This is a genomic window from Amycolatopsis sp. NPDC003731 (genome assembly GCF_053586895.1).
Genome location: NZ_JBSFNC010000015.1, coordinates 41313 through 63710, shown reverse-complemented (window position 1 = coordinate 63710; position 22398 = coordinate 41313). Strand labels below are relative to the sequence as shown.

The window sequence follows — 22398 nt, the reverse complement described above, 5'->3', positions numbered from 1 at the left end:
GTCGCGGCCGGGACGCAACCGCCACCCCGCGTTCCCGGGCGCCTGGCGACCGGGACGGTCGTCCGATCCGGACCCGTCCGTCAGGAACCGGTCGTGCACCGGAGCTTCGTGTGGGCGAGCCGGATCGGGGCGGCGCTCACGGCCGTAGCGCTGGTTCTGGCCGTGCTGGCACACGCGTCACTCGGCCCGCTGCTGGTGGCCTGCGGCGCCGCCGCTGCGGTTCTCCCGCTGGTCGGCGCCGGCCTGAGGTCGACGCTGCCCCGGTCCGCCAGGGAGCCCGAAACACCCTGGTGGCCGTGGGTTCTGCCGTTGCAGGAGCGAGTGCGGTCACGAACCGTGGACGTCGCCGACCTCGTGTTGAAGGACGTAACGGGAACGGAACACGTCTGCGTCGTGGCCGGGAACCTGGGCCCTGATATGCCGGGAAGGGGCACGGCCGTCGAAGCCTACGGCCGGCGCGACCGATCGGGCCGGGTGATCGTGCGGCAGCTGGTGGTCGCCGACACCGGCCGGGTCCTGCGGCCTCGGCCGCCCGCGTCCGGCCGGCTCACCCGAGTCTTCGCGGCGGCCGCCGCCGCGGCCTGGTTCGCGGCCGCGGCGGCCCTGCTCGTCCTGGCGGCGGGCTGATCCGTTGGGCCATCCGGGTGATGCTGACGGTATCCGTAATAGCCGCCGCGCACGCGACGACTAGGGACAGGAAATGCCTCACCCCAGGGAGCCGGCACAGTGCCGAAACCATTGATCACCCGGCAGAACGGGATACTTTCCCGGTCGCAGCGCGCCACGACCAGCACGTCGGCGAGCGGCGGCAGGCTGAAATCCGGTCGCCGATCCGAGAACTACCTCCGAGCGGTTCGCGCTCTCGACGCGTCGGGAAGTCTCAGCGCGGTGGAGATCGACGAGTTCGTCGACGGAGTCCGCCGCGAATTCGCCGAAAAATATCACACGATCCCGTTCGGCATCGTGGCCGAATGCTTTCTCGGCGAACCGTTCGAAGTGCACACCCTGGCGTTGGACGGGTCGATCGTCGAGCACTACCGCCGCGGTCAGGCGCTGCCCGCGGCACTCGAACGCGCCCGTGCCCTCGCCGTGTCACCGGCCTACCTGGCCGTCGAGGTCTACCCGGACCGGCTCGTCTGCGTGCGCGCGGACGGCTCGGTCGTGCTCCTGGAAGGTGAATCGTGACCGACCCCCAAGTCGCCAATGCCTTCAGAGACATCAGGCGGGCGGTCGGCCAACTCGCCGACTCGCAGGACGCGCTGCACCAGCAGCAGGCCGTGCTCCAGCAGTCGATCGGCCAGGTCGCCGTCGCACAGGACCAAACCCAGGGTGAATTGCTCGGCCTGCGCGCGGAGTTCACCGAGTTCCTGCGCCGCGACGAGCTCCGGCACAACCTGCAGGTCGCCCACACCGAGATCATCCAGGTGCGCCAAGAGCTGGAAACGAACTTCGGGCACTTCGCCGAAGTGCGCCGGCTCGCCACCGGCGCGTTGCAGGCACTGGACATCGGGATCGTCACGCACGGCACGATGCGCCAGCTGTCCGAAGAGCTGATGCTGGTCACCCCGCGCTACTGGCTCGCCCCCGCGCTCGTGGCCGTCGCCGCCTGGATCCGCGACGATCCGGACCTCGCGCAGAAGGCCCTGGTGGAAACGACCCGCCGGGACAACGACAAGGCCGCCCTCTTCTTCGCACTGGTGCTTCGCCGGCACCAGCGCAACGAGGCCACCGCGCGGTGGCTGCGCCAGTACACCGCGCGTCAGGACCCCACCGGACTGTCGCGCGAGTTCACCGTCATCCTCGACGCGGTCAGCACCGGCGCGTTCGGGCACGAGTCGAAGCACCTCGTGATGCGGCAGCTCGGCGAGTGGTACGAGCGCCTCGCCGACGACCGCGACATCGTCGACCGGCAGGTGGACCGGTGGGCCCGTCTGCTCGACGCCGACCGGCGGCCGGTCGACCCGCGGTACACCGTGCTGCCGGACATCAGCCCCACCTGGCCGCAGCTCAAGGAGCTCTACGAAGGAGCGACCGTGCACCGCACCGCGGAGGAGCGGTTCCGGGGCCTGTTCACCGGCGAGCTGCCGCAGAGCGAGGACTTGCGCAAGCGCGTCGACGACATCCTGGACGGGCTCGTCACCGGCTACGACGTCGAGGAAGCTCCCCTGCGGCGCAAGGAGCACGAGCTGCAGGAGATCGTCAAGGCCGACGGCGACAAGACCAAAGCGGCGAAGGCGGTTCAGACGGCCGCCCCGCTGCACGAGGAGACGGTCGACTTCCTCACCCTGGTCAGCAACGCGGCGGTGGGCGACCCGCGCACCGGCACTTCGCCGGGCACCCAGCGGTTCGCGGTGGCGCTCGCGAAGGACTGGATCGTCGAGGGCGCCGGACGGCTGGAGGCGGCCAACGTCGCCGCGCAGCCCGCGGCCGTCGAATTCCGGCTCGAGGGGTGGTCGGCGCGGATCGACCAGACCACCGGTGAGGCCGACCTCGTCACCGGCCTGGCCGCGCACATCGACGCCGAAACCGAAGCGGCGGTCGCGAAGGTGAAGTTCACCGGCCCGCCGCTGGCGTCCGCGATCACCGCCGGGATGGTGCTGCTGCTGGCGCTGTGGGCGGGCTTGGCGCACAATCCCGGACTCGCGGTGTTCTTCCTCCTCGGCACGGCGGGCCTCGCCGGCTGGTCCGCCTACCAGGCCCGCGCGCTACCCGCACGCCGTCAGGAACTGCGGCGCCAAGGCGAGCAGCGCCGGGCCGTCGCGGTCGCGCAGCTGCGGGGTGGCATCGCCGAGCTGGTGGACCTGCGAGCCGAGTGGGAGCGCGAACTCGCCCTGGCCGGAGCCCTGCGCTCGTACCTGAACCGGTTGAACAGCACGGCGTTCGCGGCACCGGCGCCCGGCGCGAAGCGAGGAGCGTGAGATGCCGAGAGCGATGACCGGTCGGCCGGACGGCCCCGAACGTCCCGAGGAGCCGCAGCCCCGGCACACCCTCCAGGACGACGAGGTCGCGTTGGACCTGCCCGGCTGGGACCTGCTGCCGCCCGCCGAATTCCTTCGACGGCACCCCCGGAAGTGACGGCGTGTACCGGACGCCCGGACCGTACGCCGCGTGGGTGAGCTGGCTCGCGGCCTTCGGCCGGGGCGAGGACCTGCCGGCGGGTCACCTGCCGCCGATCGACGCCGAACTCGGGCCGCAGATGGTCGAACGGCTGGCCCGGCACGTCGCCGACGCCTTCCACGACCGCGTGCGCCGCTGGCAGGAGGCATTCTCGCGCGACCAGCAGCTGCTGCTCGCCCGGCCGGAGCGGGCGATGACCGTGCTCCCGGTCGTCCTCGCGGACGCGCGGAAGCGGCTCGGCCCCCTGGTGACCTTCACCGTCCACCCCGGACTGCCGGCCGAGCTGCGCACCAGCGTGGCCGACGCGCTCCGGGAGACGATCTCGTCAGCGCAGCGAAGTCTCGAGGACTCCGTGCGCGACGCGCCGGTTTCGCTGCGCAACGCGGTCCGGCAGAACAGCCTCGAGCCCGCGCTGACCCGGCCGGCGGCCCCCTCGCCCGCCGGACCGGCGCGCGGCCGCCGGGTCATCCTCGACTAGGGAGAACAGGAACATGCCCAACGGGGCGGAGACCAAGGCTCGCATCGAGTCGTACCTGCTGGCGCGCATTCCGTTCGTGTCCGTCCGCACGGTCGAACGCGGGCGCGCGCTGGAGATGCTCGGCGAACTCGCCACGAAGAAACAGCTCGACATCGTCGTGCACACGCTCAGCCAGGGCCTGCGGGACCTCAAGAACCGGCAGGTGCTCTCCGACGACAAGTCGCTGCTCGGTGCGCTCGACCTGGCCGGCGAATGGTTCCAGGCGCGAGCGAACCAGACCGTCGTGTTCACCGACGTCCAGCACCTCGGCGACGACAACGAGATCTCGCGGCGGTTCGTCGACCTCGCCCAGCTGGCCGAGGAGCACGGCGGGTGCATCATGGTGATCACCGCCGATCCGACCTGGAACACCCTGCAGCGCATGGGGATGGCGGTCACGCTCGACCTGCCCGACGTGGACGAGATGCGCGCGGAGATCGAGGGTTTCCTGCACCAGTACGCCGGCGAAATCCGCATCGAATGGGGTCCCGCCGAGTGTGAGGAGGCCGCGTCGATCCTCACCGGGGTCACGAAGATCGAGGCACTGAACATCCTCGCCACGTTCGTGGTGCGGAAGTCCATCACGAAGGCCGAACTGGTCGAGCTGGGCCGGGCGAAAGACTCCATCTTCAGCGAGCTGGCCGGCATCGAACGGGTCCCGGTGCGCGCCGGCGACCACCTCGTCGGCGGTCTGGCCGGGCTGCGGCGGTGGCTGGACCGCAAGCGTCCGCTGCTGACCATGGACCTGCGCGACCGCGGGATGCGGCCGCCCCGCGGGGTGCTCCTCGTCGGCGTCCCGGGGTGCGGCAAGTCGTTGTCGGCCAAAGCGATCGCGAGTGACTGGCAGCTCCCGCTGTACCGGCTGGACATCGCGTCGGTGCTGGGGAACTACGTCGGCCAGTCCGAGAGCCGCTTTCGCGAGGCACTCGCCACGGCCGACGCCGTCGCGCCGTGCGTGCTCTGGATCGACGAGATCGAGAAGGGGCTGGCCGGCTCGGGCACGGACAGCACCGGCGTCACCACCCGGCTGGTCGGCCAGTTCCTATACTGGCTGCAGGAGTCCCCGGCCCGGGTCTTCGTGGTCGCGACCGCGAACGACGTCCGGGCGCTGCCGCAGGAGCTGCTGCGCAGTGGCCGGTTCGACGACATGTTCTTCGTGGACCTGCCCGACGCCGACGAGCGCCGGGAGATCATCCGGATCTACCTGCGCAAGTACCTGCGCGTCCCGGTGGCGGACGAGGTCGTCGAGGAGCTCGTGCAGCTGAGCGACGGGTTCGCCGGCTCGGACGTCGAAGCGGCCGTGAAGGAGATCGGTTACGAGGCGATCGCCGCCGCCGACGACCGGGACGTGCCGGTCGAGTTCTACCGCAACGCCTTCCGCAACATCGTGCCCCTGGTGCGTTCGGCACCGGAGCGGATCGACGAGGTCCGCCAGTTGCGCGACCGGGCCATCCCGGCGTCGGGAAAGGTGCGAGATTCGGCCGAGAAGGTCGGTTCGCGCCGCGTGGTGCTCGGCTGATGCTGTTCCGATGACGACCGGGCACCTGAGCGAAGCCGAGCTCCGCCGCCGGGCCGGCGAGCTGGCCGCGCAGGTCGAGCGTGATCCGGCGGCCGTGGATGCGAGCCGGACCGGGGCCGTCGGCTACCTCCTGGTGGATTCACTCGACGACTCGGCCCCCGGCTTCGCGGCCGACCTCGACACCGCGGCACTCCTGCTCGAGCACGGGCTCGCCTTCGCCGCCGACGACCCGCTGTCGTGCTCCTGGCGGACCGCGCTCGCAGTGGGGCACGCCTACCGGGCCATCGCCGGGGACAGTGCACAGTGGACCGTGGCGCTGCACTGGGGCGAGCAGGCGGTCGCGACCGCGACGACCGCCGATGAGCACGCCGAAGCGGTGCTCACGGTCGCCGACATCCACGCGGACCGGCTGGCAGCGCTGTGGAGCGACGAACACCTGTCCGCCGAGACGCGGCGGCACGAACTCGACGACACACTGGCGGTGTTGTCCGCGCTGGGCGAGCAACTGGCGGACCCCGCCGATCGCGCGCTGTTGGACCTGCACCGCGGCCGGCTGCTCAGCGTCCGGTACGACCTCCTGGCCGCCGACATCGACCTGCGGCACGCGATCCGGTTGGTGGACAACGCTGTGGGGTGCCTGCCGGCCGGGCATCCCATGCTGCCGGAGGGGATGTCGGCACTGGCGGGACTCCACCGCGACCGCTACGCGAAGGACGAGGACCCGGACGACCTCCACACCGCCCTCGCCTTGGCGACGGCGGCCGTCGAGGCCACCCCGCACGACGACCCCGCACGGCCGATGCGTCACCTGCTGCTGGCCAGGCTCCTGCTGACGCGCCGGGCCGGGAACCCGGATCCCGACGACCTCGACCGGATCATCGACAGCCTCGCCGTCGTCGCCGACCCGACCGATCCGGAAACCGCGGTGTGGTACGGCGAAGCACTGCTCGAACGGGGGGAGGAAACCGGCAGCCTCGCCGACCTCACCGCGGCCGCCGAGTGGCTGGCCCGCGGCGCCACCGGACAGGGCCCGGACGCCGGGGACGACTGGCTCGTCTGGAGCCGGCTCGCCGAGACGCACAGCGACCTGTTCGAACAGACCGGAGACCAGCGCCACGCGGACGCGGTCCTGGAAGCGGTCGGCCACGGCATCGGGCTCCCGGTTCCGGAACCGGCCTTGACGTACGAATTCCACGCTCGGCGGCTCCAGGCGGTCTTCCAGGACGGCCATCGGCCGGACCTGCGCGAGCTGATGGCCCGGCAGCCGGTGGTGGGGTGGGTGCGGCAGGCACACGCGGCCGTCGACGACGCGGCGGCCGCGGGCGCGCTCTCCGAAGAAGCGGCCTGGCTCTCGTACACGGTCGGGATGTCCTGGTACTACCTGGTCACCAAGAGCTCGCACGAAGTGACCACCGACCTCGGCGCATTCCGCACCCTGCTCGACTCGATGAGCCCGTTGTTCCGGAACGCCCTCGACGTCCTGGAGCTCACTCCGGAGCTCCGGTCCGTCGTGGAAGCGATGACGGAATTCTTCGGCAACACCGCCCGCATCGTCACCGGTGACGGCGACGCGGATTTCTCCGCCCTGCGAAGGACGCTCGCCGAACCGCAGCTGTCGGAGGGCCTGGACGACCTTCCGCTGCTCATGAACCCCTTGCTCGCCATGGTGGGGTCCGCCACCGGATCCTTGAGTGCGTTCGACGCGGGGCTGGCTCATTTCGCCGGCGTCCGTGACGACGAGGCCGCGGATCCGGCCGACCGCGCCGAAGCCGCAGCAATTCACCGGGTATACGAGGTGACCCGAGCCGTCCACGCGGGGAAGGAGATGCGGGAGATCTTCGAGCTCGCCCGGAGTGCGTGGGACCTCTTGGACGCGCTGCCGCCCGACTCCACCATCGAGCCGCTCCAAGACATGCTCGAGGGCATCCTTCGCCTCGGGGGAGCGGCCTTGGCGACCGACCTGCTCCCCGCTCGCGACCGCGTGCGCACCGACTCGTGGTTCGGCAGAATGCTGGCACCTGTGTTGGCCAGCGATGAAGTGCTCGTCGCCATCAGGAACAAAGATGCCGGTTCGCTGCGGGAGATCTGCACGCGATGGTCGGGCATGGAGGTTCCGGCCGACGACGAGGAGGCGTTGGGGATCCACGTGGCGCGCGCACTCGCGTACGACAACCTCTCGCAGCTGGAGCCGAGCGACACCGAAGCGCTGGAGCGGGCGATCGAAGCCTACCGGGAGTGTCTCACCGGGATCCGCAGAGACGGCACACCGCTGTTCACCGGACAGGCGACCTCGCTCGCTGCCGCGCTGCGACGGCGCGGTCGTCCCGGGGACTTCGCCGAAAGCCGCAAGCTCGCCCGGCAGGTCGTCGAGAACGCCGCCTGGCGGGTGCTGATCCAGTCCGAAAGCGAGCACGCGATGGAGATCGCGCGCACCGCGATGGACGCCGCCGACCGGCTCACCGCCTGGTGCGTCGACGACGGTGCCGTGGCGGAACTCGTCCAGATCGTCGACGCGCGGCGCAGCCTGGTGCTGCGGTCGGCCAACACCACCCGGTCGGTCTCGGCCCAACTCGGCGCCTTGGGCCAGGAGGAGCTGGCGCGCGAATGGGAGTCCACCGGCGGCGTCGACGAGCCGCTGGCCCCCGGGCACGGCAGCCCGGCCACCGGCTGGGGTGCCCTGCGGCGCAAGGTGCTCCGGGTGCTGGCGAAGGACTCGGAAGACCTGCTCAGCCCGCCCACGGTCGAGGAGCTCCGGAACGCCCTGCGCGCGCAGGGTTCCGACATGCTCGCCTACCTCCTGCCGGCGAACGACCACCACGGTGCGCTCGCCGTTCTCGTCCCCGCGGAGGGTGATCCGGTGGTACGGCCGCTGCCCAAGCTCGGCGAGGCCGAGCCGGTCAAGAGCTACCAGGAGGCTTACACCGCGTGGGACGACGCGAAGGACCCGACCGGGCCCGAGTACCGGCAGTGGTGCACCGAGCTGCGCGAAGTCTGCGGCTGGGCCTGGGACGCCGCGGCCGGTGAACTCCTCGCCCACGCCACCGAGGTCGCCGGGCGCGATCCACGGCTCGTCCTGGTGCCGCTCGGCGTCCTCGGGCTGGTGCCGTGGCACGCCGCGTATCGTCGGGTCGACGGCCACGACCGGCACCTCGGGCAGGACGCGACCGTCTCGTACGTCCCTTCGGGGCGGCTGCTCTGCGAAGCCGTGGCCCGCCCGGACGTGCGCACCGATGCCGCCTTGCTGGTCGGAAATCCCGTCGGCGACCTGTCGGACGGTGCAACCGAAGCGGTGGTCATCCGGGACTCCTGCTACCCCGCCGGTGTCTTCTTGGGCGGCACCGGCCAGGCGCACTGGTGGGTCCCGGCCCCGGCCGGTTCGGGCACCTCCGAACAGGTGCGAGCCCACTTGCGCGACCCGCTCGGCGTGCTGCACCTCGCCTGCCACGCCTACGCGGACATGCGCAACCCCCTGCAGTCCCGGATCGAACTGGCCGGTGGCGCGCTGTCGGCTCGTGACCTCCTGGAGCTGAGCCCGACCCGGCCCCTCGAACTCGCGCTGGTCGTCCTGGCCGGGTGCACGACCCAGGTGTCCGGAGTGGACTACGACGAGGCGCTGTCCCTGTCGGCGACCTTCCTGGCGATCGGCGCCCGGACCGTCGTGGGCTCCCTGTGGCGGGTGCCCGCCGGCTGGTCCACGGCCGCGCTGATGTGGCTGTTCCACGAGAACGTGCGCCGCCACGGCCTCGCGCCCGCCGAGGCGTTGCGCCGGGCGCAGATCGCCCTGCTCGAGGGAGCACCGTCGCTCGACGGGATGCCGGAGCCGCTGCTGGAGCTGCGGCCGCCCGGCTCCCGCGCGATCGGGATCGAGAGCTGGGCCGGCTTCACGCCGCAGGGGCGGTGAACAGGACCTTCAGCAACTCCGCGGCCGCGTCCACCGTGATGTCGGAAAGGATGTAGTGGTCGGCGATCGCGGGGAGGAACGTCAGGGGGATCTCGTCGGGCGACCGGCCCGGCAGGACGACCGGCAGCACCTTCTTCGTCCACAGGTCCCGCTTGCGGTGCAGAAGGTCGGCCAGCCTGCCGTACTCCGACCGGACACCGCGGTGGCGCGTCCCGTCGGTCAGTTCGCCGTCGCCCACCGCTTTGTACACCGGTGACGCCACGACGATCACGTAGTCGGTGCGCAGGAGCTGGGTCGTGGTCCACTCGTCCCAGTTGCGACGGTGTTCCAGGCCGTCCTGGTCGACACGCACGTCGACGCCGGCCCGGCTCAGCAGCCGGCACAGCCTCATGACGGCCTGCTTGTGCGCCGTGGACTCCTGCGCGTAGGAGACGAAGACGCGGGGCCTGCCGTCGCCGGCCGGCATGACCGGGACGTCCGGCTGCGGCGCTCCGGGGAGCCGCACGGTGAACGCGTCCGGCTCGCCGCTCGCGCGGAGACCGAGCCCGCCGTCCGCCGTCAGGTGGTAGGCACCGCCGGCCAGCACCGGCACCTCGGTGTAGTCAGGTGGGGTCAGCAGGACCAGCCACGCGGTGTGCGTGCCGACATGGACACCGCCGGAGTGCCGCCACCGCACCCGCGCACTCCCGAGCCCGAAGCTGGCCACCTCCGGACGGACGGCGGGGAGCGCGACGTTGGCTTCGCTCGCGTCGGCCGCCCAGCAGGAGCGGCTGTCGGCGCGGCGGACGAAGTTGAGCTGCCCGGTGAGCTCGTAGGTGCGTGCGGGCTCGGCGACCGTAACCGCGCGGGGGATCACGTCGACCACCATCACCTCGGCGGCGTCGAAGGCGAACTGCACCTCCGCCCAGGCCGGCGGCGTCTCCCCGGGAGGCACGTCGAACTCGTAGTTCACCCGGACCAGGTACGCCGCGTGCCCGGCGAAGCCGGCCGGCAGCGGATCGATCCGGTGCAACTGCCAGCCGGAGAACCGGATCAGGCCGATCTCGATGCCGCCGGGCGCCAGGTCGACGGACCGCACCAGGACGTCGAGGAACAGCGGGACACTGCCCGCCATCGGGTTGTCCGTTGACGAACGCACGGATCCTCCTGGGTTTGTTCGGGTGTGACTTCTTCGTCCAGGCAACGGATCGAGACCCGCCCCGCCGGCAGCGTGGTCGGGATGTCCGGCCGCCCGGCACCGAGCTTTTCGTGGCTCAGCAGCGTCGTCCGGTACAGCCCGGCGCAATCGGCCGACGCCGCTGGGTCCGCCACGTCCGGCTCGCCCGGCTCATCGGGGACCGGACGCTCGCGCAGCAGTTGGCCGGTGACCGCTCCCCGGTGGACCGGCAGCTCGGCGAGGTGCGGAGCACGGACGTGTTCGGCCCGTTCGAAGTGCACCACCGCGCGAAGGTCAGTGCGGACCGCAGGGCCGGTCCGGGAGCCGGCGCCGAAGGGACCGCCGGTGCCACTGGCACGGCAACGGCGGGCACGGGTGCGGGCGGTGCCGGCACGGCGGCACCCTGCGGCTCGACGCCGTATTCATAGCGGTGGACCACCACATTTACCCGGTATTCGTTGTGCGGGCTCGTCCCTTGACCGCGTTGCAGGTCGATGACGATCGTTTCCGTCGTTCCGGCCGGCTCCGGCGGCAACTCGGGGCCGGCCAGTGCTTGCAGCGGCCAGGCGAGCGAAAGCGCGAGCAGGTCGGCGGGCGTCCCGGCCGGACGGTCCGGCCAGTTCGCGGTGGACAGTGCGGGCTCCGCGGTCACTGTGTCTTCTTCACCCAGTAACGCGTGCGTTTCAACGACACCGAGCCGGTGCGGGCCCCAGGTCCGGTACCGCACAGCGGCGAACCCTCCGGGAAAGACCACGTAGCTCAGCGCGGACACCGGCGATGACAGGCTGATCGTCTCGGCGAAACTCAGGTGCGGCTGCACGAGACCGAGCCACCCGGCTCCCGCTTCCGGCCCGTCGAGCGAAGGCGCCACCACCGAAACCGCACCGTCGGCGGTGACCTGGAACAGCGCCTGCGCCACCGCGGCCGTTTCGGTGCTCGTCATCAGTGTCCTCCGGACGGGTTCGAGCGATTTCGCGACCCGCCGGTCCGACGCACGACGGGCAACGCCTCCATTCATTCGTTCCGGCCGGTATCGCCGTTACCCGTCCGACCGTCAAACCACGAATTCGTTGCTCAAATGCCGTTCTACCGGACGGCCGATGGACCGGCACCCAGGGTTATCGGACAGAAAGATGACAATTCCCGGAAGGATCGGACGGCCGAGCCCAACGCGACGCCCCGGGGAAACGCCGCGGCCGGACCCGGCATCACCCGCCGCGAAGACAGAGGTGTCCCTCGGCCGCACGCAACGCGGAGCGAGGCGGGCACACCGGCTCCCCGTGGTCCGGGTTGTCCGTCGGTGAGGCAGAGCTGGTCGAGGTCGCCGACTCCGCGCACCCCGGGGCCGAGCTGATGCTCAGCGCACATCGAGCCGGACGCCGACGTGTGGGCCCGGCTCGCCTCGATCCGTAGCCGACGCCGGCGGTCGTTGCCGCCGCCGACGGGATGGATGGCCACGCTGCGTTCCGGGAGGCGACTACATCACCATCGCACTCGTCGGCTTCCCGGCACCTGAGCCGATTCCGGAGCCGCCGATCGTCGATTCTTTCGATTATTCGATTCCTTCGATCCGTAGTCTTACACATAAATAGATCGTCACCAGCGAGAGGATTGACGCCTGCTTTCGGGCATGTTGGAATATGTCCACCAAGGGGCAGGAAAGGTATCCGCCATGACTTCGAGAGCAATGAAGCTCTTCCTTGCCGCCGTGCTGGGCGTCACCGCGAGCGTCTGCGGGGTTGCTCCGGCCGGTGCCGCCGGTCAGCTCACTGCGTCGCAGATCGTTGCCGACATGGGGGCCGGGTGGAATCTGGGGAACCAGCTGGAAGCCAACAGCAATGGTGTGCCCAGCGAAACCGCCTGGGGGCAGCCCACCATCACCCAAGCGCTCGTCGACAAAGTCAAGGCCGCCGGGTTCAAGACGATCCGGATTCCGATCTCCTACCTCGGCTACATCGGCGCCGGGCCGAACTACACCGTCAACGCCTCCTGGCTGAACCGGATCCAGCAGGTTGTCGACTACGCCTACCAGCGCGGTCTGTATGTGCTGATCAACATGCACGGCGACGGCTACAAGACCATCACCGGCTCCTGGCTGATCTGCGACGCCGGCGACCAGGCCACCGTCAAAGCCAAGTACCAGAAGGTCTGGCAGCAGGTCGCGGCCCGGTTCGCCGGCTACGACCAGCACCTGATCATGGAAGCCATGAACGAGGAGTTCGACGGCCAGTACGGCACGCCGACGCAGCCGTGCTACTCGAACATCAACGCCTACGACCAGATCTTCGTCGACACCGTGCGCAAGACCGGCGGGAACAACGCTTCGCGGTGGCTGCTCGTCGCCGGCTGGAACACCAACATCGACTACACCACCGGGAACTACGGCTTCACGATGCCGACCGACCAGTTCCGTTCCCCGTCGATTCCGGCCGGCGAAAAACGGATCATGATTTCCGTGCACTACTACAGCCCGTGGGACTTCGCCGGCGAGGAAAACGGCAACATCACGCAGTGGGGCCGGGGCGCGACCAATCCGTCGAAAAAGTCGACCTGGGGTCAGGAAGACTACCTCGACGCCCAGCTGAAACTCGTGTACAACGCATTCGTCGCGAAGGGCTATCCGGCCGTCGTCGGGGAATTCGGGTCCGTCGACAAGTCCGCGTTCGATTCCGCGAACAACCGGTACCGGGCCGACTTCGCGCGGGCCGTCGTGTCGACGGCCAAGAAGTACGGCGCCGCCACCGTCTACTGGGACAACGGCAACAACGGCCAGTACGGGCTCGGCCTGTTCGACCGCCGGTCCTACGCGGTGACGCACCAGGGCATCATCGACGCCATCATGGGCGGCCTCGCCAGTCGATGACCACCGGCATGCGCGTCGTTCGGCCCCGGCCGTCCTCAAAGCGTGCGGCGGCGCAGCGTCGCCGCACCCAGCAGCAGGGCCAGGACGACGCACCCGGCGATGATCCCGATGTTGCGGACCAGGGTGCCGTCGACCTCGGCCGAGCGGGTCACCTGCGTCAGCGCGTCCACGGCGTACGACAGCGGCAGGACGTCCGACACCGCGCCGAGCACCCAGCCCATCTCGCCGCGCGGGACGAACAGGCCGCACAGCAGGAACTGCGGCAGCACGAACACCGGCAGGAACTGGATCGCCTGGAACTCGGTGCGGGCGAACGCGCTGACGAACAGCCCGAGCGCCGTGCCGAGCAGCGCGTCCAGCACCACCACGAGCAGCAGCACCCAGACCGAGCCCGCGATGTCCAGCCCGAGCCAGGTCAGGGAGATCCCGGCCGCCACGACCACCTGCAGCGCCGCCAGCACGCCGAACGCCAGCGCGTAGCCGAGGATCAGGTCCAGCTTGCCGATCGGCAGGGTCATCAGACGCTCGAGCGTGCCCGTCGTGCGCTCGCGCAGCGTCGTCACCGAGGTCAGCAGGAACATGATCGTGAACGGGAAGATCCCGAGCAACGCCGGTGCGACCGCGCTGAACCGCTGCTCCGAGTTGAGCACGTACCGCAGCAGGACCATCAGCACGCTCGGCACGGCGATGAGCAGCACCACCGTGCGCGGGTCGTGCCGCAGCTGGGTGAGGATCCGGCGGGTGGTGGCCAGCGCGTTCACCGCGCCGCCTCCGTCCGGTCCCGGATCAGGCGCAGGAACGCCTGCTCGAGGTCGGGCGCGCCGGTCCGCGCCCGCAGGTCCTCCGGCGTGCCGCGGGCCAGGACCCGGCCACGGTGCAGCAGCAGGAGGTCGTCGCAGCGGGCGGCCTCGTCCATGACGTGGCTGGAGATCAGCAGCGTGACGCCGGCGGCGGCCAGGCCGTGGAACAGCTGCCAGAGCTCGTCGCGCAGCTCGGGGTCGGAGCCGACCGTCGGCTCGTCCAGCACCAGCAGCTCGGGCGTGCCCAGCAGCGCCACCGCCAGGTTGGCGCGGCCGCGCTGGCCGCCGGAGAGGCGGCCGACCAGGACGCGGGCCGACTTCGTGAGTCCCGTCTGGGTGATCACCCGGTCCACGTCCGACGGTGTCGTGCCGAGCACCGCGGCGAAGTAGCGCAGGGCTTCGGTCACCGTCAGGTCCGCGTAGATCGCCGGGTCCTGGGTCGCGTACCCGATCCGGCGACGCAGTTCGGGGTGGCCGGCGGGCCGGCCCAGCACGTCCACGCGCCCGGACTCGACGAGCTGGACACCGACGATCGAGCGCATCAACGTGCTCTTGCCGCAGCCGTTCGGCCCCAGCAGGCCGGTCACCGTCCCGCGCCGCACGGTGCACCCGATGTCGCGCAGCACCTCTTCGCCGCCGCGGCGGACGCGCAACCCGTCCACGACGATCGCCGGCTCGGCCACGGCGTCCTCCTCCCGCCCCGGACCACTCATGGTGAGCGCCGGTGCGGGCGGAGACAAGAGGCGGAAAAGTGCGGGCAGATGCGCCGAGGGGGGAGGAGGCGCACCTGCCCGCAGGTGTGACGTTAGCGGAGTCTTCGTCAGTCCGCCGATCGAACGACCGGAACGGGCGTCAGCCGCACGTCTTCCCGTTCACCGCGAAGGACGACGGGGACGCGTTGCTGCCCGTGTAGCTGCCGTTGAAGCCGATCGACACCGACTTGCCCGCGCCCACGGAGGCGTTCCAGGGCATCGCCGTGGCGGTGACCGCAGCACCGGACTGCGCCCACGTCGCCGACCAGCCCTGGGTCACCTTCTGGTTACCCGGGAAGGCGAACTTCAGGACCCAGTTCGACCACGCTGCCGTCCCGGTGTTGGTGACCGTGACGTAGGCCGTGAAGCCGCCGGACCAGCTGTTCGCCGTGTAGGTCACCGAGCAGCCGCCGCCCGAGGCGTCCGGCAGCGTCGTGAACTGCGCCGACGCCGAATCCGGGCCGGTCAGGCCCGCGCCGTTGCGGGCCACCACGACCAGCGTGTAGGCGGTCGACGGCGACAGCCCGGTCAAGGTCGCGCTGGTCCCGGTGACGGTGGCGAGGACCTTGCGGGTCGCACCGGTCACGCTGACGACGTCGTAGTTCTTGATCCCGCTTTCGGCGTCCGAAGACGCCGACCAGGTCACCGTCGCCCCGGTGGCGGACACCGCGGACACGGCGGGCTTGCCGGCCGCGGCCGGGGCGGTCGTGTCCACCGCGGACGGCGACTTCTCCGCCGTCCAGTTCGCCAGCCAGGCCAGCGCCGAGTTCCAGTTGATCGCGACCTCGTTCACCGAGTACGCCTGGATGTCGTCGACGAAGCAGCGCTGGGGCGGGCAGCCGGCGAGGAGCCGGGCCGCGGTCGGATCCTGCAGGCCGCTGTTGGGCCCGCCGGACAGCGCCCCGGGCGGTGCGATCGGCAGCGACGGGTCCAGCTGGTGCGCCCAGAACCGGTGGTGGACGTTCTGCACGGCCTGGTCACCGTGCCCGGAGACGTAGGAGTAGTTCGCCGGGTTGCGGCCGAGCAGGTAGTCCATGGCCTGGAACGCGCCGTCGCGGTACTTGTCCTGCTTCGTGAAGTCGTAGGCCAGGGCCAGCACCACGCCGTTGTTGGCGACCAGGCCGTTCGAGCCCCACTCGTACGTGCCGTCGGCCGTGCGGTACGGCGCGGGGTAGCCCATGCCCGCCATCTGGGCGAGGTGGCTGTCGGCCGTCGTGGTGATCGCCGTCTTGATGGCCGCGACGTCCGCCGCGGGCAGGTCGGTGGGCACCAGCGCGAGGGTGATGTCGCCGAGGGCGCCGGTCGAGCCCCAGTCGAAGCCGTGCGTGTTGAAGCTGACGCCGCGGTAGAGCGCGGAGCCGGTGACATCGGTGCGGTACGCGCTCTTCGCCGTCGTCGCGAACAGTTCCGCGGCCGCCCAGTAGAACTCGTCGGTCACGGTGTTGTCGCTGTAGGTCCCGCCGCCGGTGCCGTCATTGGGGTCGGCGAGCAGATTCGGGTTGGCCTTGGCCGCGGCGTACGCCTTCTCGGCCGCGGCGAGCAGCTTCGCCGAGTACGCCGGGTCGATGGTCCGCCACAGCCGGGACGCCTGCGCCGCGACCGCGGCCATGTTCAGCGTCGCCGCCGTGCTCGGCGGGGAGAGCCGCCGCGGCTGGCTGTCCAGCTCGGGCCGGGTCGGCAGGGCGGTCCACGCCGCGTCGTGGATCTTGTGGTGCACCATGCCCGCGTTCGGCTTGCCGTCGGGGACCTGCATGGAGAGCAGGAAGTCGACCTCCCAGCGGGCCTCGTCGAGGATGTCCGGGACGCCGTTCGCCCGCTCCGGGATGGCCAGCTTCCCGTCGCCCAGCGCGCTCGCGTCGCCCAGCTTCAGCGCGCGCTCGTACTCGTCGAGCAGCTCCCAGGTCGCGATGCCGCCGTTGACGACGTACTTGCCGTGGTCACCCGCGTCGTACCAGCCGCCGCGGACGTCGAGGGTGTAACCGCAGTTCAGGTCCGACCGGCACGGCACGTTGTTGTCGCCCTGGTTCGGTGCCACGTTGACGTGACCCGCGGGGCGCGCGTAGGTGGCCCCGACGTACTGGGCGTCGATCGCGATGCCGCTGCGCTGGTTGTAGAAGAACGCCAGCGAGTCGTAGCGGAGTTTCTTGAGGCCGTCCGCGGAGATGTCGAACGGGAAGCTCGTCTCCGAGCCGACGACCAGGGTGTAGCCGGTGCCCGCGGTGTCGTAGGCGGAGAAGTCGATGTCGTGGACGTTCTCGCCGGAGGCGGCGTCCGCGCCGCGGGGGCGGGTCTGGCCGGTGGCCACCGCGGTGCCGGCGGCGTTGCGCAACGTCCACGTCACCGGCGACGTCGAGCTGTTGATGACGGTGGCGTGCTTGGGCAGGCCGGGGGTGTAACTTTCCTGGTTCACCCGGATGCCGCTCGTCGGCGGCAGGCCACCGGGCGGGAGCACGCCGCCGATCAGCGAGATGTTGTCCAGGCAGACGGTGTTGTTCGCGGCCTGGCCGCCGAACCAGAAGGCCAGCTGGCCGTTGCCCGCGGCCGGGAAGTCCAAAGTGGACGTGAAGGTGACGGTGAAGTGCTGGGTCGCCGGCGTGACGGTCAGGTCGGTGCGGGAGATCTGCCGGTAGGGCGAGACGGCCTCGCCGGCGACGGCGGAGATCTGCTGGCTGGTCGTCGCGTGCGCGTCGAACTCCAGCGTGTACTCCTGCCCGGCCTCGAAGGGGACGCCGTTCTGGCCGGCCAGCGCGTCGTAGCCGTTGGCCGTGCCGCCGGTGACGTCGGTGCAGAACTCACCGCCGGTGACCCGGCCGGTGGTCCCGGACCCGGCCCACCAGGGGTCGAGGGTGCCACTGGCGAAGGTGCCGTTGAGCAGCCGCTCGTAGTCCGCGGCGGACGCGGGCACCGAACCCGCGGTCAGCCCGAGCGCCGTCACCGCCAGTAACACCAGACCAGCCCGGAATCTTCTTACCCGCATTCGCCATCTCCTCGTCGTCGAGCTCGGCAAAAGTGGGAGCGCTCCCAGACAGGGGACTGTAATCATCGACGTGCGCCTTTGGCAATGATCGGCGAAGGAGGGTGGACGCGGTACCGGCGTTCGTCTATACATACCTGGGTCACCGGGTCAGCCAACGCGAAATTTTCCGAAAGTTTCAGCGCGACCGGAAATGTTAACGCTAACTCCCGGTCCGCCCGTCCGGAAAGGGGCGACGATGCCCGCTCGAACCCGTTCACGGGTCCTGCACTTGTTCACCGCGGCGGCCGCCGCGTTGTCGTTGTCCGCCGCGGTCCCGGCGGCCGCCGTCGCCGCGCCCGGGAGCCCGGCGGTGACCCCGCCGCTGGGCTGGAACAGCTGGAACAGCTTCGGCTGCAACGTCAGCGAGTCGACCATCCACCAAGCGGCCGACGCGATGGTCTCCTCCGGCATGCGCGACGCGGGCTACCAGTACGTCGTCGTCGACGACTGCTGGTTCGACCCGCAGCGCGACAGCCAGGGCAACCTGCGCGCCAACGCCTCGAAGTTCCCGAGCGGCATGAAGGCCCTCGGCGACTACATCCACGCCCGCGGCCTGAAGTTCGGCATCTACCAGGTGCCCACCGACCGCACGTGCGCCCAGCGCACCGGCACCTACCCCGGCTCGACCGGCAGCCAGGGCCACGAGGCCCAGGACGCCCGCACGTTCGCCTCCTGGGGCGTCGACTACCTGAAGTACGACTGGTGCTCCCCCGCCGGAACGCGCGACGAGCAGGTCAGCCGCTTCGGCCTGATGCGCGACGCGCTGCGCGGCACCGGGCGGCCCATCGTCTACAGCATCAACCCGAACAGCTACCACGCCATCACCGGCGACAAGTACGACTGGGGCCAGGTCGCCGACCTGTGGCGCACCACCGAAGACCTGCTCGACATCTGGCAGAACGGCAACACCAACAGCTACCCGATGGGCGTCGGCAACGTCCTCGACGTGACCGCGCCGCTGGCCGCGCAGGCCGGGCCCGGGCACTGGAACGACCCGGACATGCTGGTCGTCGGCCGGCCCGGCCTGTCGCTGACCGAGTCCCGCGCCCACTTCGCGCTCTGGGCCCTGCTGGCCGCGCCGCTGATGGCGGGCAACGACATCCGCACGATGTCCGCGGAGATCAGCGCGGTCCTGCGCAACCCGCGGCTGCTGGCGATCGACCAGGACCGGCTCGGCGCCGGTGGCCGCCGGGTGCGCGACGACGGCAACGTCGAGGTGTTCGCCAAACCGCTGTCCGACGGGTCGGTCGCGGTCGGCTTGCTCAACCGCGGCAGCGGCACGACGACCATCAGCACCACCGCGGCGCAGATCGGGCTGTCCGGGACGTCGTTCACCCTGACCGACGTGTGGACGGGCGGCACGTCGGCGTCCAGCGGGCCGATCAGCGCGAGCGTGCCGGCCCACGGCATCGCCGCCTACCGCGTTTCCGGCGGCACCCCGCTCGCGGCCACGACGTCACGGCTGCGCGGCACGGGCTCGAACCGCTGCCTCGACGTCGACAACGCCTCCACCGCGTCCGGCGCGGGCACGCTGCTCTGGGACTGCCAGACCGCCGCCAACCAGCTGTGGACCACCTGGGAGAACGGCGAAATCCGCGTCTTCGGCGACAAGTGCCTCGACGGCGGCTCGAGCGGCGCCCAGGTGACCAGCCGCTCGTGCACCGGGCAGAACAACCAGAAGTGGACGCTCGGCTCGGACGGCACGCTCCGCAACGTCCAATCAGGACTGTGTCTGGACGCCGAAGGGGCAGCGACCGCGAACGGGACCCGGGCGATCCTGTGGTCCTGCAACGGCCAGGCGAACCAGAAGTGGAGCCGCGTCTGAGCCTCTTCGCCGGTTCTCACCTGACCGGGCGACACGGTGGCGGTAACGCTCAGGCGGTAACGGAGCGATAACGAGACACGGACCGTCCGACCGCAGGAGAACTTTCGCGTGGAAACACCGTGCCGAGGCCCCATCGACGTCACCCGGGTCACCGGGTTCGACACCGGCACCGCCGACCCTGACGACCTTCGGCGCGCCGTGGCGGCGTCGCCCGGCTACAGCCGTGCCGCCAGCGAACAGCAGGCGGCGCTCTTGGACATCGTGCTGCGGGTGGGCACCACGCCCAGGCGCCGCCGCGGGGTCGTCGGCCGGCTTCTCGGCCGCCGGTAGAAACGGCGAAAGCCGCGATCGGGACTCCGATCGCGGCTTCGCTGCGCCGGGTGGGACCGGCCCTGGGCCGGTCCCACCCGTGCCGGCGTCGGCACCAGGTCGCTGCGTGCCCGGGACGGGGAACCGGAGTGTGCAGCTCGCTCCCTGTTCCGGGCACGCCGCACGACATCAGGCGCGGCGCCGGGTTCCGCGCCCCGGCCGGCTTCCGCACACACAACGGGCAGCCGTGGCGCGGGGACTCAGTGGCCCTGGCTGGTGCCGCCGTCGGCGATGCCGCCCGAGGCGCAGTTCTCCGGGTTCTCGCCGCTGGCCTCGTGCTCGCCCGGCGACAGGATCGGCACGCCGATGCCGTTGGCCGAGTTCTGGATCGGCACCTGGACGCCCAGCACGTTGATGTTGTTGTCGCACACGCCGACCACGGCGTTGACGTTGTGCAGCACGTCGGTGTTGTTCAGGTTGAGCAGGCCGAGCTGCCCGGTGTGGCCGCCGTGGTGGTCGTGGTCGAACGGCGTGTCGGCGGCCGCGACGCCGCCGGCCATGAACGCGCCGGCCGCCATGGCAGCCGCGACGATTCCAACCTTCTTCAGCATTTGTTCTCCTCGATCGTTCGGTGCATCGGACAGGACGGGGGCGAGGTGTGTGTTCTCCGTCCCGCGTGGGGGAAACGTACTGTTCCGCACGGGCACAATTCCACTTCGCGCCACCATCGGGTACGCACCGCAAGCCGTTGACCTGGCCACCATTGGCCCGATCGGGTCAGCGAGGTTTACCACGCGGAAAACCGTTTCCCGCAAAACCGGCTCCATTCGCACACTCGTTCACGCCGCGACCACTCGAAGAATCGCGGCGAAAACGCGGCGGAAGCCCTAGGCTCGAGTGTACGGAACTCGTTCCCCTGACCCCGGGAACGGAATTCCGGCTGGTGAACCGGCGAGGCCTGAACCCCTCAGCCGAGCCCGCAGCCGGGCGACGCCCGTCCTCGCCGGTTCCCAGCAGCTAGTGCCCTGAGTTCGAATTTCGTGGCCGGTGTCCAGGGTGTGGGGATGCCGAGCCCGAAGCTGCCGCCGTTGGCGTTGAGCGTCCGCCCACGCTACCGGTCATGCCACATTCCTCGCCGCATACTGCCAGCGAATTAACGACTCAGGACACTAGCCGGACGCGTCCAGCAGGTGGCAACACAACACCGCGCGGACCGCGCGCTCCGCGTCCGCATCGGACAGTCCCGGCTCGGCGTCGCTGCCGGCGGCCACGACGACCGTGGCGACGTCGCGGAGCTTGACGTTGCTCAGCTGCGACACGGTGACCAGCACGCCGAACGCCTCCGCGGCGGTGCACCCGCGCAAGAGCATCACCATGCCCTTCGCCTGCTCGATCACCGGCTGGGACGACAGGGCCTCGCGCAGCTGCGCGTTCTCGGCCACCGGGTCGACGTCACCGGGCACGGTCGTGCTCCTCTGCTTCCTCGGCCCGCAAAACGCGAAAAGCCGCCGCACGGACACTGCATCCGCGCGACGGCTCCCCACCGGGGTCGGTCAGTGGCCCTGGGCCGTCCCGCCGTCCGCGATGCTGCCGCTGGCGCAGTTCGACGGCGACGAGCCCTCGGCCTCGTTCGCCCCCGGCGACAGGACCGGCACGCCGACGCCCTGGGCGACGTCCTGCACCGGGACCTGCACCCCGAGCACGTTGACGTTGTCGTCGCAGACGCCGCCGACGAGGTCCACGTTGTGCAGCGCGTCGAGGCTCTGCACGTTGGCCAGGCCGAACTGCTCGCTGTGGTCGGCCGGGTGGCCCTCGACGGTGATGCTGGTCGCCGAGGCCGAGCCACCGAACGCGGCCAAGCCGGCCGCCAGTGCGGTCGCGACGAATCCGAGCTGCTTGATCACGAAAAGAACTCCTCAACTGCCCACCCCGGCACGGGGCGGTATTCCACGGCGCGCGCCGGAGCCGCGCCATTGTCGGAAATCATTTCTTTCCGCCGGGGCGGAAAGCTCAGTCGCCCTGGCTGGTGCCGCCGTCGGCGAGCCCGCTGGAGGCGCAGTTGTACGGCGACTCGCCTTCGGCCTCGCTGGCGCCCGGCGACAGGATCGGCACGCCGATGCCGTTGAGCGATTCCTGGACCGGCACCTGGACGCCGAGCACGTTGACGTTGTTGTGGCACAGCCCGAGCGTGCCCTGGACGTTGTGCAGCGCGTCGGTGTTGTTCAGGTTGACCAGGCCGACCTGACCGGTGTGGTCCCAGCCGTGGTGGCCGTGGTGGTGGCCGTGCTCTTCGTCCGGCGTCCCGGCGGCCGCGATCCCACCGGTGACGAAAGCCCCGGCCGCCATGGCGGCGGCGACGAAGCCGATTTTCTTCAGCATGGATTCTCCTCGACAAGACAATTGCTGGAGCAGCATTCAAGGCATTGTTCCGCCTCGGTGGGAAAAACGTACTGATGGGCCGTCCCGCATTCCAGCCGGTTCACCGATCGTGTGGGGTGCGCGAACCCCTGACCGGGGTTCCTGTAGCCCGAACGGGTGGGCCGCCGCGGGTTTCCGCCGTCCGGTCCGGAGGATGTCGCGGGCGATCGACGAACCGTTACTACGCAACGTGTTCTACCCCTCG

The 22398-nt window shown here is 70.5% G+C and carries 19 protein-coding genes; 10 read left to right on the top strand and 9 right to left on the bottom strand.

Annotation, left to right across the window (positions count from 1 at the left end):
• The first annotated feature begins 93 nt into the window (after positions 1-93).
• From ACWDN5_RS09250 to ACWDN5_RS09220, 7 genes are all read left to right on the top strand, one after another.
• Complete coding sequence (locus tag ACWDN5_RS09250) at positions 94-627, top strand: hypothetical protein (protein WP_449675741.1); 534 nt, start codon at positions 94-96, stop codon at positions 625-627.
• 99 nt (positions 628-726) lie between these two features.
• On the top strand, positions 727-1185 hold the full coding sequence (locus tag ACWDN5_RS09245) for a hypothetical protein (RefSeq protein ID WP_449675740.1): 459 nt from the start codon (positions 727-729) through the stop codon (positions 1183-1185).
• Positions 1182-2918 (top strand): hypothetical protein, encoded by a 1737-nt coding sequence (locus ACWDN5_RS09240; RefSeq protein WP_449675738.1) that lies wholly within the window; start codon positions 1182-1184, stop codon positions 2916-2918. The genes ACWDN5_RS09245 and ACWDN5_RS09240 overlap by 4 nt, the downstream gene beginning before the upstream one ends.
• 1 nt (position 2919) lies before the next feature.
• Positions 2920-3075: a hypothetical protein gene (locus tag ACWDN5_RS09235; RefSeq protein ID WP_449675736.1), complete on the top strand. Its 156-nt coding sequence runs from the start codon at positions 2920-2922 to the stop codon at positions 3073-3075.
• A 37-nt stretch (positions 3076-3112) separates the two neighbouring features.
• Positions 3113-3595, top strand: a complete 483-nt coding sequence (locus ACWDN5_RS09230; protein ID WP_449675735.1) for a hypothetical protein — start codon at positions 3113-3115, stop codon at positions 3593-3595.
• A 13-nt stretch (positions 3596-3608) separates the two neighbouring features.
• A complete protein-coding gene (locus ACWDN5_RS09225) occupies positions 3609-5153 on the top strand; it encodes an AAA family ATPase (protein ID WP_449675733.1) in 1545 nt (514 codons plus the stop codon).
• Between the two features lie 10 nt (positions 5154-5163).
• A complete protein-coding gene (locus tag ACWDN5_RS09220; protein ID WP_449675731.1) occupies positions 5164-9054 on the top strand; it encodes a CHAT domain-containing protein in 3891 nt (1296 codons plus the stop codon).
• Here the strand turns inward: ACWDN5_RS09220 and ACWDN5_RS09215 are convergent.
• Together ACWDN5_RS09215 and ACWDN5_RS09210 are read right to left on the bottom strand one after the other, a co-directional pair.
• Positions 9035-10192, bottom strand: a complete 1158-nt coding sequence (locus ACWDN5_RS09215; RefSeq protein WP_449675729.1) for a toll/interleukin-1 receptor domain-containing protein — start codon at positions 10190-10192, stop codon at positions 9035-9037. The genes ACWDN5_RS09220 and ACWDN5_RS09215 overlap by 20 nt on opposite strands.
• Before the next feature lie 115 nt (positions 10193-10307).
• The gene (locus ACWDN5_RS09210; RefSeq protein WP_449675727.1) at positions 10308-11153 is read right to left on the bottom strand and encodes a hypothetical protein; all 846 of its coding nucleotides are present in this window, start codon (positions 11151-11153) and stop codon (positions 10308-10310) included.
• Between the two features lie 729 nt (positions 11154-11882).
• Between ACWDN5_RS09210 and ACWDN5_RS09205 the strand changes: the two genes are divergently transcribed.
• A complete protein-coding gene (locus ACWDN5_RS09205; RefSeq protein WP_449675725.1) occupies positions 11883-13073 on the top strand; it encodes a glycoside hydrolase family 5 protein in 1191 nt (396 codons plus the stop codon).
• A 35-nt stretch (positions 13074-13108) separates the two neighbouring features.
• On the opposite strand, the gene ACWDN5_RS09200 is transcribed toward ACWDN5_RS09205, so the two are convergent.
• The 3 genes from ACWDN5_RS09200 to ACWDN5_RS09190 form a co-directional block, all read right to left on the bottom strand.
• Positions 13109-13834 (bottom strand): ABC transporter permease, encoded by a 726-nt coding sequence (locus tag ACWDN5_RS09200; protein ID WP_449675723.1) that lies wholly within the window; start codon positions 13832-13834, stop codon positions 13109-13111.
• Positions 13831-14556: an ABC transporter ATP-binding protein gene (locus tag ACWDN5_RS09195; protein ID WP_310971156.1), complete on the bottom strand. Its 726-nt coding sequence runs from the start codon at positions 14554-14556 to the stop codon at positions 13831-13833. The genes ACWDN5_RS09200 and ACWDN5_RS09195 overlap by 4 nt, the downstream gene beginning before the upstream one ends.
• A gap of 169 nt (positions 14557-14725) precedes the next feature.
• Positions 14726-17602: a glycoside hydrolase family 9 protein gene (locus ACWDN5_RS09190; RefSeq protein ID WP_449675721.1), complete on the bottom strand. Its 2877-nt coding sequence runs from the start codon at positions 17600-17602 to the stop codon at positions 14726-14728.
• 235 nt (positions 17603-17837) lie between these two features.
• On the opposite strand from ACWDN5_RS09190, the gene ACWDN5_RS09185 reads away from it, so the two are divergent.
• Together ACWDN5_RS09185 and ACWDN5_RS09180 are read left to right on the top strand one after the other, a co-directional pair.
• Complete coding sequence (locus ACWDN5_RS09185) at positions 17838-19466, top strand: glycoside hydrolase family 27 protein (protein ID WP_449675720.1); 1629 nt, start codon at positions 17838-17840, stop codon at positions 19464-19466.
• 108 nt (positions 19467-19574) lie between these two features.
• Positions 19575-19796, top strand: a complete 222-nt coding sequence (locus ACWDN5_RS09180) for a hypothetical protein (RefSeq protein ID WP_310971153.1) — start codon at positions 19575-19577, stop codon at positions 19794-19796.
• Between the two features lie 239 nt (positions 19797-20035).
• Here ACWDN5_RS09180 and ACWDN5_RS09175 read toward each other — a convergent pair whose 3' ends face one another.
• The 4 genes from ACWDN5_RS09175 to ACWDN5_RS09160 form a co-directional block, all read right to left on the bottom strand.
• The gene (locus ACWDN5_RS09175; protein ID WP_310971152.1) at positions 20036-20386 is read right to left on the bottom strand and encodes a hypothetical protein; all 351 of its coding nucleotides are present in this window, start codon (positions 20384-20386) and stop codon (positions 20036-20038) included.
• A 558-nt stretch (positions 20387-20944) separates the two neighbouring features.
• Positions 20945-21238: an ANTAR domain-containing protein gene (locus ACWDN5_RS09170; protein ID WP_449675717.1), complete on the bottom strand. Its 294-nt coding sequence runs from the start codon at positions 21236-21238 to the stop codon at positions 20945-20947.
• A 90-nt stretch (positions 21239-21328) separates the two neighbouring features.
• Positions 21329-21679: a hypothetical protein gene (locus ACWDN5_RS09165; protein ID WP_310971150.1), complete on the bottom strand. Its 351-nt coding sequence runs from the start codon at positions 21677-21679 to the stop codon at positions 21329-21331.
• Positions 21680-21785: 106 nt separating this feature from the next.
• A complete protein-coding gene (locus ACWDN5_RS09160) occupies positions 21786-22154 on the bottom strand; it encodes a hypothetical protein (protein WP_310971149.1) in 369 nt (122 codons plus the stop codon).
• Positions 22155-22398: the final 244 nt, after the last annotated feature.